Source organism: Burkholderia sp. F1 (assembly GCF_050813845.1).
In the GTDB taxonomy this organism is placed as follows: Bacteria; Pseudomonadota; Gammaproteobacteria; order Burkholderiales; family Burkholderiaceae; genus Burkholderia; species Burkholderia ubonensis.
The window spans coordinates 1,704,239-1,719,217 of record NZ_CP172421.1 but is presented as its reverse complement, the minus strand read 5'-3'; the positions used below and the strand labels follow the sequence as shown (position 1 = coordinate 1,719,217).

Sequence of the window (14,979 nt, the reverse complement as noted above, 5' to 3'; positions counted from 1 at the left end):
CGTTGAACGGGAAACGGGCCTCGCGCGTCACGCGCGGCGCCACGCGACGACGAGCTGCGGATTGCGCGACATCAGCGCCAGGTGCTCGTCCATCACGTACTGGATCTGTTCGAGCTTGTCCGCGGCGTCGGCCTCGCAGCGCAGGCTCAGCACGTCGTCGGTTCGCACCATCCGGCAGACGCCATACGGGAAATCGACCGTCGCGCGGTGCTCGTCGAACACGACCGGCACCTTGATCGCGTAGTGCTTGCAGAGCTTGAACAGCACGCGGTCGGCCTGCGCCAGCGTGAGCTCGGCGGTGCTGACGAACGGCGCCGGCTGCGCGTCCGGGATCGGGCGCGCCGTCATGCGGCCACCTGCGCCGGGCGCTGCAGCAGACGCGTCCACGCGTCGAGCGTCGGCTGCTCCGCGAGCTGCACGAACGTGACGTCGTGTCCGGCGGCCCGCCAGGTTTCCACGAGCATCATCATGCGCACCGAATCGAGCCCGCAGTCGAGCAGGTTGTCGCCCGCGCGCAGATCGGCGACCGGCACCCGCAGGCTGTGCGCGACCTGCGCGGCGATCTCCGCGAGCGTCGCCTTCGCGGCGTCGCCCGTGGCCGCGCCGACGAGTTCCCCGGTGGTTGCGACCTTGCCGCAGCGCCCCGCCACGTAGTCGAGCGCCATCCGGTGCTCGCGCTCGGAGAAGTCCGCGAGCGCATCGGCGACGAAGAACGGCCGGACGTCCCGCATGAATGCATCGCACGCGGTCATCAGGCAACCGATGTGCGCGTAGATCCCGCAGATCACGAGCTGGTCGCGCCCCTGCTCCTTCAACAGAAGGTCGAGATCCGAGCGCTGGAACGCGCTGTAGCGCCACTTGTCGAGCACGGTGTCACCCGGCGCCGGCGCGAGCGCGTCGCAGATCGATTCACGCGACGGATGCGCGGTGAGCCCGGGCCCCCACATGTCGGTCAGCAGCGCGCGCTGCTCGGGCGTCTGCGCCGCCGATTGCGCGGTGTAGCAGACCGGCATCCCGCTCGCGTGCGCGAGGTCGATCAGGCGCCGCACGTTCGCCAGCAGCGCCGGCACGGGCGCCGCGTCGCGATCGTAGAAATCGAGGAAGTAGTCCTGCATGTCGTGCACGAGCAACGCGGCGCGCGTCGGCTCGAAACGCCAGGTCACGCGGTTCGCCGGCAGCTCGGCCGGCATCGGGTAGGAAGGAATCTTCGGAATGGCCATGATGGAGTGCTGTTGAAATTATCGATGCACGGGCGATGCGTGCCGCCCGCGCTTGGGTCATGCCGCCGCGGTCAATTGCGCCGCGATGCGCTCGCGGAGCGCGCGCTTGTCGATCTTGCCGACGGGCGTCTCCGGGAACGCGTCGACGAATTCGATCCGGTCCGGCACCTTGAACGCGGCGACACCCTGCTCGCGCACGAACCGGATCAGCTCCGCCGCGCCCGGCGCAGGCGTGCCGCGGATCACGTAGGCGCAACTGCGCTCGCCGAGATACGGATCGGGCATCGGCACGAGCGCCGCATCGACGACGCCCGGGTGCGCGAGCAGCAGGTGCTCGATCTCCTCGGCGGGAATCTTCTCGCCGCCGCGGTTGACCTGGTCTTTCGCGCGCCCTTCGACGATCAGATGTCCGGTGGCCGTGACCCGCACGCGATCGCCGGTGCGATAGAAGCCGTCCGCGGTAAAGGCGCGCGCGTTGTGCGCGTCCGCTTCGTAGTAGCCGCGGATCGTGTACGGGCCGCGCGTCAGCAGGTGGCCGACCTCGCCCGGCGCGACCGGACGGTCGTCGTCGTCGACGATGCGGATCTCGTCGTCCGGCGAGATCGGCCGCCCCTGCGTGCCGATCACCGACTCGCGCGGATCGTCGAGCCGCGTGTAGTTGACAAGCCCTTCGGCCATCCCGAACACCTGCTGGAGCTGCGCGCCGAAACCGTCCGCCGCGCGCGCCGCGAGTGCCGGGTCGAAGCGCGCGCCGCCGACCTGCACGAGTTCGAGGCTCGCGAGCGCGTCCCGCCGCCGCTCCCCGGCCGCCAGCCATACCGGCACCAGCGGCGGCACGAGCGCGACGACCGTCACGCGCTCGCGCTCGATCAGCGGGAACGCGACGTCCGGGCTTGCGCCGTCGCACAGCACGACCGTGCCGCCCGCGTGCAGCACGCCGAACGAGCCCGGCGAGCTGAGCGCGTAGTTGTGCGCGGCCGGCAGCGCGGCGAGATAGACGCTGCGCTCGCTCAGCCCGCAGATGCGCGCGCTTTCGCGCACGCTGTACAGGTAGTCGTCGTGGGTGCGCGGGATCAGCTTCGGCGTGCCGGTGCTGCCGCCCGACAGTTGCAGGAACGCGACCTCGCCCGCGGCCGGCTCGGGCGGCAGCGCGACGTGCGCCGGCGCGTCGGCCAGCGCGAGGTTCGCGTTGCCGGGCGCCGTGAACAGCACGTGCCGCAGCGTCGACGCGTCGGCCTGCACGTCGCGCGCGAGCGCCCGGTAATCGAAGCCATCGTGCTGCTCGGCCGCGACGTACGCGACCGCCTGCGCATGCCGGCAGAAGAAGCCGATTTCGCGCCGCCGATGCGCGGGCAGCGCGAACACCGGCAGCGCACCGAGCCGGAACAGCGCGAACGTCACCGCGAAAAATGCGACGCAGTTCGGCAACTGCACGACGACGCGGTCGCCCGGCGCGATGCCCCGCGCGGTCAGCGCGCGCGCGACGCGCGCCGCTTCGTCGGCGAGCGTGCGATACGACCAGCGGATGTCGTCCTGCACGAGCGCGATGCGCTCGCCATGCCGCGCGACGCGCTCGTCGAGCCATTGCGCGAAGGATTGCCCGCGCCAGTAGCCTTTCTCGCGGTACGCGTCAGCGAACGCATCCGGCCACGGCGTGCCGTGCGCGCGCATCATGCGGCCTCCGGCGCGACGTCGTGGCTCACGCCGAGCGCGTCGAGCATCGTCCGGAATTTCGCGGCGGTCTCCGCGCACTCGCCTTCGGGCGTCGATTCGCCCACGACGCCCGCGCCCGCGTAGAGCCGCAGCGTGCGATCGTGTGCCTCCGCACAGCGGATCGTCACCACCCATTCGCCGTCGCCTTGCGTATCGACCCAGCCGAGCATCCCCGCGTAGAAGCCACGGTGGAACGGCTCCGCGTCGCGGATGCACGCACGGGCGGCCGCGCGCGGCGCGCCGCAGACGGCCGGCGTCGGATGCAGCGCGAGCGCGAGCGTCAGCGCGTCGGCGTCGGTTTCGCCGCGCACTTCGGTCGACAGGTGCCACATCGTCTCGGTGTGGATCAGCGACGGACGCACTGGCACGTCGAGACGCCGGCACAACGGCGCGAGCGCGTCGCGCACCGCGTCGACGACGACCCGATGCTCGTCGCGATCCTTTACGGATGCGAGCAGCGCGTCCGCGCGGCGGCGATCCTCGACCGGATCGGGGCTGCGCGGCGCCGAGCCCGCGAGCGGATTGGCGCGCACGATGCCGCCGAAGCGGCTCACGAGCAGTTCCGGGCTCGCGCCGAGCAGCGTGCGGCCGGCGCCCAGATCGACGGAGAACGTATAGCCGTGCGGATTGCGGGCCGCGAGCCGCGCGACCAGCGGCGCGACGTCGACCGGCCGTTCGCCGGTGATCTCGAGCGTGCGCGCCAGCACGACCTTGCCGAGCTCGCCCGCGCGGATGCGGGCGACAGCTCGCGCGACCGCGTTCCCGTAGACGTCCGCCGACGGCACCGCGCGCGTCGCATGGCGCGTCGCCGCGGGCGCCGGGCCGCGCAGCGAACCGAGCGGGCCGGCGCGCAGCAGCGTGCGCGCAACCCTCAGCGCGGCGGGCGCATCGACGTCAAACGGCACCGCGCCGACGACCGCCGCGCCGGCGTGCCCATTCGCGCGGGCATCGCGCAGCGCATCCGCGACGCGCGACGCGAGCGGCGTATCGGCGTGCGGGACGGCGTCCGCCGCGTCGGTCGCGAGCAGCGCATGGGCCGGCGTCGCGAGAAACAGCGGCGTATCGGGACGATAGACCTCCCAGATGTTTAGGGGTGCCAACAGCGTCGCAGGACGGGAAACCATGTTCATGAGATTGACCTCCAGATTGAATGGGCCGGCGGCATGTCGGTGCGGCGCCGGCCGCGCCGTCACATTTCGGCCGTGAGGCTCACCGCGATGCGGCGGCCCTGGTCGACGAGCCAGTTGCCGCTCACGCCGTTCGCGCGCGTGCGGTCGTCGACCGGAACCATCTTGTTGGTCACGTTCAGCACCGCGAAATTGACGGAGAAGCGCTTGTCGATCCGGTAACGGCCGCCGAGGTCGAACGTCGTCGTCGACGGCCGCTCGCGCACGCCCTGCGCGCCATTGCGGAACGCCGCCCAGTATTCGCTGCCGATGTAGTTGGCCGCCGCATACAGGTCGAGCTTCGGCGTCGGCGTCCAGTCGACCTGCACGTTGAATTTGTGCTTCGGCGTCTTGTCGAGCGGCTGGCCGTCGAGCGAGCCGCCGTTGAATGCCTTCTCGCCGTTGCCTTCGCGGCGCGACTGCGTCAGCGTGTACGCGCCCGACACCCTCACCGTGCGCGACACGCGCGTGCCCGCACCGAGCTCGAGCCCGTACAGCTTGACCCGGTCGATGTTGTCGTACTTGTAGATGTTGCGGCCCGGCGAACGCGGATCGGCGACACCCGTGTCGTAGCTCGTGACCTTGTTCCTGAACAGGTTGTTGAACAGCGTCAGGCCCGCGTACGTGTCGCCCATGTCGTAGCGCACGCCGAGCTCCTCGGTCACGCTGGTCTCGGGCTTCAGGTCCGGGTTGCCGCACAGCGTGCCGGGCACCGCGCCCGCCGCGCCGCCCGACGTCATGCAGTAGCCGCCCGTGCTCTGGCGCAGCGACGGCGGCCGGAAGCCGGTCGACACGCCGCCGCGCACCGTCCACGCCTGGGTGAGCTTGTACACGCCGTAGACGCGCGGGCTCACGTGGCTGCCGTAGCGCTCGTCGTGATCGAGCCGCACGCCGGTCGTCAGCGTGAAGCGGTCGTTGAAGAAGTACTCGTTCTCGCCGAACAGCGCCCAGGCGTTGCGCGAGATGCGGTCAGAATTGATCGCGTGGCCCTTCGGCACCGCGTCCTGGCTGCCGACGCCCGACAGCCGCGACCAGATGTGCTGGCCGCCGATGGTCAGGATGTTGCGCTCGCCCCACCACGGCACTTCGACCTTGCCTTCGAGGATCGTATCCGTCAGCGCGGGCTTCACCGGCGAGCGCCCCACCGGCGTCCACTGGTCCTGCACGCCGCGCTCGCCGTACAGCGACAGCGTCGTGTTGCCGAAGCCCCAGCGGCCGTCGTGCGTGATGCCCCAGTAGTCGCGGACGTGGCGCGTCTCGGTGATCGCGGAGGTCGCGGTGCGCGGCGTGAGCGGCGCCTCGCTCTTGCCCGGCGTGCTGAGATAGGTGAGCTGTTCGCGGCCGACGTTCACGCTGATGTCCTGATCGCGGGTCGGCTTCGCGGACAGCTTCACGTCGAAGCTGCCGATGCGCTGTCCGTTCGCGCCGTTCGCGCCGCTCGCCGGGTAGTAGATGTTGTCCTCGCCCCGGTGCAGCAGGCGCCCGGACGCCTGCAGCCCGAGCACGTCGGACTTCAGCGGGCCGCCGAGCCAGAAATCGACGCTCTGCGTATCGCCCTGGTTCGACTCGAGCTGCCACACGCTGCTCGCGGTGAGCGTGCCGCCCCAGCGCTTCGGCACCTTGCGCGTGATCACGTTGACCACGCCGCCCATCGCGTCGGCGCCGTACAGCGACGACATCGGCCCGCGCACGACCTCGATCCGCTCGATCGCGGAGAGCGGCGGCAGCAGGTTGGACTGCACGCCCCCGGTGCCCCGGTTCATCGTTTCGCGGGTGTTCTGCCGGCGGCCGTCGACGAGGAGCAGCGTGTATTCGCCGGGCATCCCGCGAATCGAGATGTCCTGGTCGTTCGGCGACCCGCCGACAACGCTCACGCCCTCGACTTTGCTGACGATCTCGGCGACCGACGTATAGGGCTTCGCCTCGATCTCGTCGCGGGTGATCACCGAGATGCTGGCGGGCGCCTCCTTGATCGCCTGCTCGCGGCGGCTCGCCGTCACGACGATTTCCTTCATCGCCGCCGGATCGCCGGACGCGGCCGACGCGGCGGCATCGCCCTGCTTGTCAGGCGTCTGCGCCCACGCGCAGGATACCCCCATCAGATACAGACCGGCGACGACGGCCGGCTTCAACGCAAACTTCGCAACGTGACTCGACATGATGACGCTTTCGCTGCTCCACAATGTGATTGATTCTCATTTGCATTATGGAACCTGTAATGCTTCGAAATCTTTGCGAAAGCTGCGATCTTGTTTGAGCGCCGCCGCGATGCGGGTCGGCGTCGCTCAGCGTCGATCGCTGCGCCGTGCGAGCGTCGGCGTCACGCCGAAACGGCGCTTGTACGCGGTCGCGAAATTCGCGGCGCTCGTGTAGCCGGCAAGCGCCGCGGCCTGCTTGACGCTCACCGCGTCGCGCTCGAGCGCGAGCCGCGCGCGCTGCAGGTGATGCTCGCGAATGAAGTCGAACACCGTCGTGCCGTACGCGGCGCGGAACTGGCGCTGCATCGCGTTCGCGCTCATCCCGACGTGGCGCGCGATGTCGTCGAGCGACAGATCCTGCGCGGCGTCGCTCGCGAGAAACGCGCGCAGCTCCGCCATCCGCCGGTAGTCACGCGAGCCGAGCGCCGCATCCGACGCCTGCGCCGCTTCCGCCTCGAGCGGCGCGAACGCCTCGGCGAGCAGTTCGAGCACGCGGCTTTCCAGGTAGATCGCCTGCAGCATCGGCTGGTAGGACGGCGGCCGGACGATCTGCTCGGCGAGCGCGGTCGCGCGCGGCGTCGGTTGCCAGAAGCGGATCGCGAGATGCGCGGACAGCATCGAATCGAGCCGCTCCGGCAATGCCGCGCGGCTCGCCGCCTGCAGATGCGCGAGCCATTCGTCGGACATCGCGAGGCTGAGCCGCCGCGCATAGCCGCCCTTGCTCAGGCGGCGGCGGAACGTGTCGGGCTGCAGCGCGTTGAGCAGGAACGACTGCATCCGCACATGCGGCCGCGCCGCGTTCGACCGGGTCGCGCTGGATCGGGTCGCGCCATCGCGGCACGCGCTGCGGCCGTCCGTCGTCAGCAGCACGCGCCGGTCGCCGTAGGACACGTCGAGCGCCCCTTCCAGCAGCAGCACGAGATGCAGGCCCGGCGTGCACTGGCCCGACATCACCGCGTCGAATTCGTCGGTCGCGTCGTCCGCGTGCACGCGCAGGCCGGGCCGCACTTCGCGGACCCGCGCAACGTGCGCGTCGTGTCGATGGCAATCGGAATGGAAAGCGCCTGGCGCCCTTGCAGTCATCTCGGATACCCCCGTGCGCGGTCGATGCTCGCGCAAACTATTTAGTCGTTTGGTCAAACGGACAGCGTCCGCTTCGGCCCCATCTCTCGGTTACAATTAAATGAGAATTGTTCTCATTTAATATCGTATCGGGAGTAGCGTGAGAAAGACAAGCGGAATGTGGGCCACGCTCGGCATCTGGCTGTGCGGCTGGCTCTTGATGCACGCCGCGCATGCGGACACGACGACCGTCACCGACCTCGCCGGCCGGCAGGTCCGGATTCCCGCGCGCGTCGAGCGCGTGCTGCTCGGCGAAGGCCGGCTGCTGCCCGCGCTCGCGATCGTCGACGCCGGCGATCCGGCGCGCCGCCTCGTCGGCATGATGGGCGACTTCGAACAGCTCGATCCGGCGAGCTACGCGCAGTGGCTCGAGCGCTTTCCGCGGCTGAAGGACGTGCCGCGCATCGGGCGCTCGCAGGCCGGCAGCTTCAGCGACGAACGCGCGCTCGCGCTGCGGCCGCAGGTCGCGATCTTCGGGCTCGGCGGCGGCCACGGGCCCGGCGAGCGCGATCGCGAGACGCTGGCGCGGCTCGAGGCCGCAGGCGTCGCGATCGTGTTCGTCGATTTCCGCCACGATCCGCTCGTCAATACGCCGCGCAGCATCGCGGTGCTCGGCCAGGTGTTCGGCGCGCCGCAACGCGCGGCCGACTTCAACGCGTCCTGGCAGGAACAGCTCGACCTCGTCCGCACCCGCCTGAAGACGGCCCGCCCCGCCGCGCCGACGGTGTTCCTCGAAAGCCGCGTCGGCCTGTCGAGCGACTGCTGCGAAACGATGACGGGCATGCTCGGCAAGCTGCTCGACGCGGCCGGCGGCGACAACGTCGCGAAGGGCCGCGTGCCGGGCGAGCACGGCACGCTGAACCCGGAATATCTGCTGAGCCGCCAGCCCGATTTCTACATCGGCACCGGGATCGGCTCGGCCCGCACGCTGCAGGGCGCGCCGCAGCGCATCGCGCTCGGCGCCGGCGTGTCGCGGGACGCAGCCGTCCGCTCGTTCGACAGCGTGCTCCAGCGCCCGACGATCGCGCCGCTGCGCGCGGTGCGCGAACGTCGCGCGTATGCGATCTGGCATCACTTCTACAACTCGCCGTTCAATGTCGTCGCGGTGCAGGCGATGGCGAAGTGGCTGCATCCGGACCTGTTCGCGGATCTCGATCCGCGTCGCACGTTCGAGACGATGGTGCGCCGCTTCCAGCCGATTGCGCTGAACGGCGAATACTGGATTCAGGAAGGATCGTGACATGAGCGGGCATCCCTCCCCCGTGCTTCCCATGCGTCGTGGCCTGCTGTTCGCCGGCCTCGCGGGTGCGCTCGCGACCCGCGTCGCGTCCGCCGGCGCCGCGCCGCATGCGTCGGCATGGCCTGCCGCCGCCGACGCGCCGCCTGTCCGGCTCCCCGCCAGCCACCAGTTCGACGTGACGGTCGCCGGCCGGACCCGGCGCCTGTTCGTCGCGCTGCCGGCCGAGCGCTCGGCGAGCGGGCCGCATCCGGTGCTGGTCGTGCTCGACGGCAACGCGCTGTTCCCGCTCGCCGCGCCGCTCGCGCGCAATCGTGCGGCGCGGCCCGACGCCGTGCGCGAACCCGCGCCGATCGTGATCGGCATCGGCTATCCGACCGACGCGCCGTACGACATGCAGGCGCGCGCCGACGACTACACGCTCGCGCCGCTGCCGGACGGACAGGGTCTCGCCGCGGACCGCTTTCTCGACTTCATCGAACACGACGTCCAGCCGTGGCTCGCGCGCCAGTGGCCGATCGACGCCGGCCGGCAGACGCTGTTCGGCCACTCGTACGGCGGCCTGCTGACGCTGTATGCGCTGCTGACGCGCCCGCATCTGTTTCGGCGCTACGTCGCCGCGAGCCCGTCGATCTGGTGGGGCGAGCGCGCGCTGCTGCCGTATGCCGACCGGTTCGCCGCGCAGGCGGCGCCGCTCGACCCGGCGCTGCGCGTCGTCGTGACCGCGGGCAGCCTCGAGGAAGGCGCGCCGAACCCGGACCCCGAGCGCATGCGCCGGCAACAGGCGCGCAAGCAGGTCAGCTCGGCCCGCGACTTCGTGCAGCGCGTGGGCCGCCGCCCGGGTCTCGCCGCCACGTTCCGGCTGATCGACGGCGAGGATCACGGCGGCGTCGTGATGCCGAGCGCCGCGCTCGCGGTGCGCGTCGCGTGCGCGCCGGGCCAGGGCGAGGACATCGCATGAGCGTCGCCGCCCCCGTCCCGTCCGCGTCGCTGCGGGTCCGCTACCGTGCGATCGCCGCGCGACGCGTCGGCGCGCTCGCGCTGCTGGCCTGCGTGCTCGTCGCGCTGCTGGTCGTCGACATCGCGACCGGCCCGTCGTCGTTTCCGGTCGCGGATATCGTGACCGGGCTGTTCCGTCCGGACGCGCTGCCGCTCGAGCAGCGCGTGATCCTGTGGAACGTGCGCCTGCCCTACGCGCTGATGGCGGTGCTGGTCGGCGCGGCGCTCGGGCTCGCCGGCGCCGAGATGCAGACCGTGCTGAACAACCCGCTCGCGAGCCCGTTCACGCTCGGCATCGCCGCGGCGGGGAGCGTCGGCGCGTCGCTGGTCGTGATCTCCGGCTGGCACCTCGTGCTGTGGAACGAGAACCTCGCGTTGTCGCTCGGCGCGTTCGGCTGCGCGCTGTCCGCGACGCTCCTGATCGTCTGGCTCGCGTGGCGGCACGGCGCGACGACCGAAACCGTCGTGCTGTTCGGCATCGGCCTGATGTTCAGCTTCGAGGCGCTGCTGTGGCTGCTGCAGTTCATCGCCGATGCCAACGCGCTCCAGCAGATCGTGTTCTGGAGCATGGGCAGCCTTGCGCGGGCGACCTGGAGCAAGATCGCGATCCTCGCGTGCGTGCTCGCCGCCAGCGTGCTGTGGAGCGCGCCGGGCGTCGCGTCGATGACCGCGCTGCGCGCCGGCGAGGAACAGGCGCGCAGCATGGGCATCGCGGTCGAGCGGTTGCGGCTCGTCACGCTCGTGCGCATCAGCCTGCTGTCGGCGACCGCGCTGTCGTTCGTCGGCACGATCGGCTTCGTCGGCCTGGTCGGCCCGCACGTCGCGCGGCTGCTCGTCGGCGACGACCACCGCCACTACCTGCCCGGCGCGGCGCTCGCCGGCGCGATCATGCTGTCGGCCGCGTCGGTGCTCAGCAAGACGCTGGTCGAGGGCGTCGTGCTGCCGATCGGCATCATCACCGCGCTCGTCGGCGTGCCGCTCTTCATCACGCTGATCAGCCGTCGCAGGAGGCTCGATGGATAAGCTGCAACACGCGCTGCGCATCGACGGCCTCGACGTCGCGTACGGCGCGCGCACGATCCTCGCGCGGCTGTCGCTGCGGCCGGTGCCGCCCGGCAGCGCCGTCGCGCTGCTCGGCCCGAACGGCGTGGGCAAATCGACGCTGCTGCGCGCGCTCACCCGCCTCGTCGCCGCGCGCGGCGCCGCGACGCTCGACCGGCACGACCTGCTGCGCGGCGCGCGCCGCGACCACATGCGCCGGGTCGGATACCTGCCGCAGACGCTGCCGCAGCCGACGTCGCTGCTCGTCTACGAGGCGGTGCGCGGCGCGCTGCGCGCGACCTGCGGCGGCTTGTCGGCCGCCGCGCAGGATGCCCGCCTCGAACGCGTGTTCGCGCAGCTGAACCTGCATGCGCTCGCGACGACGCCGCTCGACCGGCTGTCGGGCGGACAGCGCCAGATGGTCGGGCTCGCGCAGGTGCTGGTGCGCGACACGCCGCTGCTCCTGCTGGACGAGCCGACGAGCGCGCTCGACCTGCGCTGGCAGCTGCTCGCGCTGGAGGCAATGCGGGATGCGGTCACGCGGCGCGGCGCGATTGCGCTCGTCGCGATGCACGACCTGAATCTCGCGGCCCGCTTCTGCGATCGTCTCGTGCTGCTCGGCCATGAAGGCGTGGTGGCCGACGGCGGCGTCGCCGACGTGCTGACGCCCGCGAACCTGCGACGCGCGTACCGCGTCGACGCGCGTGTCGAGCGCACCGTGTCGGGCGACTACGTGACGCTCGCCGAACGCGCGACGTCGTCCGACGCGCACGTCGATGTTTTTTGAGCGGACGCGAAAAACCTGTTGACAGCCTTCGCAACTGCTCTATAATTGCGGTCTTTCGCGATGCAGCACCAAGCGAAACGTGCCCAGGTGGCGGAATTGGTAGACGCACTAGGTTCAGGTCCTAGCGGTGGCAACACCGTGGAGGTTCGAGTCCTCTCCTGGGCACCATCTGTTTTTGAAAGGCCGGCTATATGCCGGCCTTTTTCATTTCCGCGCCAGGAAGCAAAGCGCCCGCTCGCTTTGCGCGAGGCCCCTCTTCCTTGAAAGACCGGCTCCGTGCCGGCCCCTTCATCTCGCACACTCGCAAAGCAACGCGGCAGCCATGCCCGCCGCGCGTCACGTCGCGCCCCGACCGCACACCGTCTCGCGCCATCTTCGCGTATGGACCAATCTTCTCCGGGCAGTTTCCTGTTGCGCGGCGGCAGGATGTCGCCGGCGCATCGCCGCACGCTCGATGGTGGCCGCTCGCGCTGGCGGGCGTCATCGAACTGAACCCATCCGAAATCCGCTCGCCGCCTTCCTCCCGGCATCGCGCAAATCGCCGGACAGCCCCGCTTCGTCCGCCCCCTCCCGCTGCCCGGGATTTCCCTAGGCTGACACGCCGATCGCCTCGCGGTTAAATAAATCAACGTGATTTATTTAATGCGCCGAACGCAGGCGCCATGGAAGGAGACGCGATGCGAAGCCCGCACATCGGCCAGGGCAGCAATTCAGCCAACGTGCGCCGTTACAACGAGCGCCTGCTGCTGAAGACGCTGCGTCGCGCGGGCAGCGCGTCGAAGGCCGATCTCGCGCGTCTCGCGAACATGACCGGCACGGCCGTCGGCAGCATCATCGCGTCGCTCGTCGACGCGAAGCTGATCGAGTTCACCGGCCGCCGCGTCGAAGGCCAGCGCGGCCAGCCCGCGTCGCTGATCCGGCTCGACCCGCGCGGCGCGTTCGGCATCGGCGTTCACCTCGACCGGATGCGCATCGAGACGGCGCTCGTCAATTTCGCCGGCGACGTGCTCGGCCGCGTCTCGCACGACACCCTGCTGCCGCCGCCCGCCGAGGTCCTCGAGATCGTCCGGCGCGACATCGCCGCGATGCAGGCCCTACTCCCCGCGCACGAGCGCGAGCGCCTGACGGGCATCGGCGTCGCGCAACCGTACAACCTCGGCAGCTGGATGCGCGAGCTCGGTCTCGCGCCCGACACGTTCCGCCCGTGGGAAGACGTCGATTTCGCGAGCGAGCTCGGGCGCGCGCTGGCGCTGCCGGTGTTCGGCGAGAACGACGGCAATGCGGCCGCGATCGCCGAACTGTTCTACGGCTTCGGCCGCCAGCAGGACGATTTCATCTACCTGTTCATCGGGCCCGCGATCGGCGGCGGGATCGCGATCGACGGCGACTGCCTGCGCGGCGTCACCGGCAACGCGGGCGACATCGGCGTGATGCCGGTGCCGCCGAGCCGCCTGCCGTCGGCGCCGCCGCCGCGCGGCCCGTGGGACATCCTGCTCGCGCGCGCGTCGCTGCACGCGCTGGTGCGCCACCTGCGCTACAGCGGCGAGCGTGTCGACAACCGCGCCGACCTCGAAGCGTGCATCGCGCGCGGCCTGCCCGCCGTCGACGAATGGATCGACGATTGCGTCGACGCGCTCGCGCCGGCGCTGCGCGCGGTGCTGTGCGTGGTCGACGCACCGGTCGTCGTGCTCGACGCCGACACCGACGCCGGCCTGATCGACGCGGTGACGACCCGCCTGCGCGCCGCCCTCATCGCGACCGCGCCGGAGGCGCGCGGCACGCCGACGCTGGTGCGCGGCACGTTCGGCGCGGACGCCGGCGCGATCGGCGCCGCGACGCTGCCGATGTTCTTCAACTTCTCCCCGCGGGCCGGCATCCTCAAGGGCGCAGGCGCGCAATCGCAGGAGGTCAACCATGTCGCGATCTGAGTCGCCCCGTCCGCTGCTCGAGATGCGCGGGATCAGCAAGACGTTCCCGGCCGTGCGCGCGCTCGACAACGTGAGCCTGACCGTCTATCCGGGCGAGATTCATTCGCTGATGGGCGAGAACGGCGCGGGCAAGTCGACGCTGATGAAAATCCTGTCGGGCGCGTACCAGGCCGACGCGGGCGGCGAGATCCTGATCGACGGTGCGCGGATCGACGTCGACGGCCCGCTCGCCGCGCGCGACGCGGGCGTCGCGGTGATCTACCAGGAGCTGTGCCTCGCGCCGAACCTGACGGTCGCGGAGAACATCTACATCGGCCGCGAGCTGCGGCGCGGCAACCGCCGCTGGGGCACGATCGACCGCGCGGCAATGTCGCGCGGCTGCCGGGACGTGCTCACGCGGCTCGGCGCGACGTTCGGGCCCGACACGCTGGTCGGCACGCTGTCGATCGCCGAGCAGCAGCTGGTCGAAATCGCGCGCGCCGTCCACACCCGCGCGCGGATCCTCGTGATGGACGAGCCGACGACGCCGCTGTCGTCGCGCGAGACCGAGCGCCTGTTCCGGCTGATCCGCCAGTTGCGCGAAGAAGGCCTCGCGATCATCTACATCAGCCACCGGATGGCGGAGATCTACGAGTTGTCCGACCGCGTGTCGGTGCTGCGCGACGGCACCTACGTCGGCACGCTCGACAGCGCGTCGCTGTCGGCCGAGCGGCTGGTCGGGATGATGGTCGGCCGCGACATCTCGGGTTTCTACAAGAAGGAACATGCGCCGTACGACCGCGGCCACCTGCTGCTGTCGGTGCGCGACGTCGCGGACGGCGGCCGCGTGCGCGGCTGCAGCCTCGACCTGCACGCGGGCGAAGTGCTCGGCATCGCGGGGCTTGTCGGCGCGGGCCGCACCGAGCTCGCTCGGCTGATCTTCGGCGCGGAGCCGCGTACGCGCGGCGACGTGACGATCGGCGAGCAGACCTTCGGCGCGCACTCGCCGCGCGACGCGATCGACGCCGGCCTCGTCTACCTGACCGAAGACCGCAAGCGCCAGGGCCTGTTCCTCGACATGAGCGTGCGCGACAACATCAACATCTCGGTGTGCGGCCGCGACGCCCGGCTCGGCAAGCTCGATCTCGCGCGCGGCGCAACGCGCGCGCGCGACGCGATCGCGTCGCTGTCGATCCGCGTGCCGCACGCGAACGTCAACGTCGGCGCGCTGTCGGGCGGCAACCAGCAGAAGGTGCTGCTGTCGCGCCTGCTCGAAACCAGGCCGCGCGTGCTGATCCTCGACGAGCCGACCCGCGGCGTCGACATCGGCGCGAAATCCGAGATCTACCGGATCATCAACGCGCTCGCCCGCGCGGGCGTCGGCGTGATCGTGATCTCGAGCGAGCTGCCGGAAATCATCGGCGTCGCCGACCGCGTGCTGGTGATGCGCGAAGGCGAGATCGCCGGCGAACTCGGCGGCTACACCGGCGCGCCGATCACGCAGGAAGCGATCATCGCGCTCGCCACCGGCTCGCAAACGGAACCGGCGGTCGTGCACCGAGCGCACTGAGCGCCGTCGCTTATTTTCC

Annotated in this window: 12 protein-coding genes and 1 tRNA gene; 7 read left to right on the top strand and 6 right to left on the bottom strand. The window is 70.8% G+C overall.

All coding sequences use genetic code 11. The annotated features are described in order from the left end of the window. Nucleotides 1-27 precede the first annotated feature (27 nt). From ACFIMZ_RS08250 to ACFIMZ_RS08225, 6 genes are all read right to left on the bottom strand, one after another. The gene (locus tag ACFIMZ_RS08250; protein ID WP_431822188.1) at nt 28-348 is read right to left on the bottom strand and encodes a DUF2218 domain-containing protein; all 321 of its coding nucleotides are present in this window, start codon (nt 346-348) and stop codon (nt 28-30) included. Continuing rightward, a complete protein-coding gene (locus tag ACFIMZ_RS08245) occupies nt 345-1,220 on the bottom strand; it encodes an isochorismatase family protein (RefSeq protein ID WP_431822187.1) in 876 nt (291 codons plus the stop codon). Before ACFIMZ_RS08245 ends, ACFIMZ_RS08250 begins: the two co-directional genes overlap by 4 nt. A 57-nt stretch (nt 1,221-1,277) precedes the next feature. Next, a complete protein-coding gene (locus ACFIMZ_RS08240) occupies nt 1,278-2,891 on the bottom strand; it encodes a (2,3-dihydroxybenzoyl)adenylate synthase (protein ID WP_431822451.1) in 1,614 nt (537 codons plus the stop codon). Then, a complete protein-coding gene (locus tag ACFIMZ_RS08235) occupies nt 2,891-4,063 on the bottom strand; it encodes an isochorismate synthase (RefSeq protein WP_431822186.1) in 1,173 nt (390 codons plus the stop codon). Before ACFIMZ_RS08235 ends, ACFIMZ_RS08240 begins: the two co-directional genes overlap by 1 nt. A gap of 59 nt (nt 4,064-4,122) precedes the next feature. After that, a complete protein-coding gene (locus tag ACFIMZ_RS08230) occupies nt 4,123-6,258 on the bottom strand; it encodes a TonB-dependent receptor domain-containing protein (protein WP_431822185.1) in 2,136 nt (711 codons plus the stop codon). Nucleotides 6,259-6,384: 126 nt separating this feature from the next. Beyond that, a complete protein-coding gene (locus tag ACFIMZ_RS08225; protein WP_431822184.1) occupies nt 6,385-7,305 on the bottom strand; it encodes a helix-turn-helix transcriptional regulator in 921 nt (306 codons plus the stop codon). A 232-nt stretch (nt 7,306-7,537) separates the two neighbouring features. Here ACFIMZ_RS08225 and ACFIMZ_RS08220 point away from each other — a divergent pair, with 232 nt between their 5' ends. The 7 genes from ACFIMZ_RS08220 (at nt 7,538) to ACFIMZ_RS08190 (ending at nt 14,960) form a co-directional block, all read left to right on the top strand. Beyond that, entirely contained in the window at nt 7,538-8,659 is a 1,122-nt protein-coding gene (locus tag ACFIMZ_RS08220) for an ABC transporter substrate-binding protein (protein WP_431822183.1), read from the top strand. A 1-nt stretch (nt 8,660) separates the two neighbouring features. Then, nucleotides 8,661-9,617: an alpha/beta hydrolase gene (locus tag ACFIMZ_RS08215; RefSeq protein WP_431822182.1), complete on the top strand. Its 957-nt coding sequence runs from the start codon at nt 8,661-8,663 to the stop codon at nt 9,615-9,617. Continuing rightward, nucleotides 9,614-10,678: a FecCD family ABC transporter permease gene (locus ACFIMZ_RS08210; protein WP_431822181.1), complete on the top strand. Its 1,065-nt coding sequence runs from the start codon at nt 9,614-9,616 to the stop codon at nt 10,676-10,678. Before ACFIMZ_RS08215 ends, ACFIMZ_RS08210 begins: the two co-directional genes overlap by 4 nt. Beyond that, on the top strand, nt 10,671-11,483 hold the full coding sequence (locus ACFIMZ_RS08205) for an ABC transporter ATP-binding protein (RefSeq protein ID WP_431822180.1): 813 nt from the start codon (nt 10,671-10,673) through the stop codon (nt 11,481-11,483). Before ACFIMZ_RS08210 ends, ACFIMZ_RS08205 begins: the two co-directional genes overlap by 8 nt. An 81-nt stretch (nt 11,484-11,564) precedes the next feature. Further along, nucleotides 11,565-11,651: transfer RNA gene (locus ACFIMZ_RS08200), tRNA-Leu, on the top strand. Between the two features lie 509 nt (nt 11,652-12,160). Beyond that, entirely contained in the window at nt 12,161-13,411 is a 1,251-nt protein-coding gene (locus tag ACFIMZ_RS08195) for an ROK family protein (RefSeq protein WP_431822179.1), read from the top strand. Continuing rightward, the gene (locus ACFIMZ_RS08190; protein ID WP_431822178.1) at nt 13,398-14,960 is read left to right on the top strand and encodes a sugar ABC transporter ATP-binding protein; all 1,563 of its coding nucleotides are present in this window, start codon (nt 13,398-13,400) and stop codon (nt 14,958-14,960) included. Before ACFIMZ_RS08195 ends, ACFIMZ_RS08190 begins: the two co-directional genes overlap by 14 nt. Nucleotides 14,961-14,979: the final 19 nt, after the last annotated feature.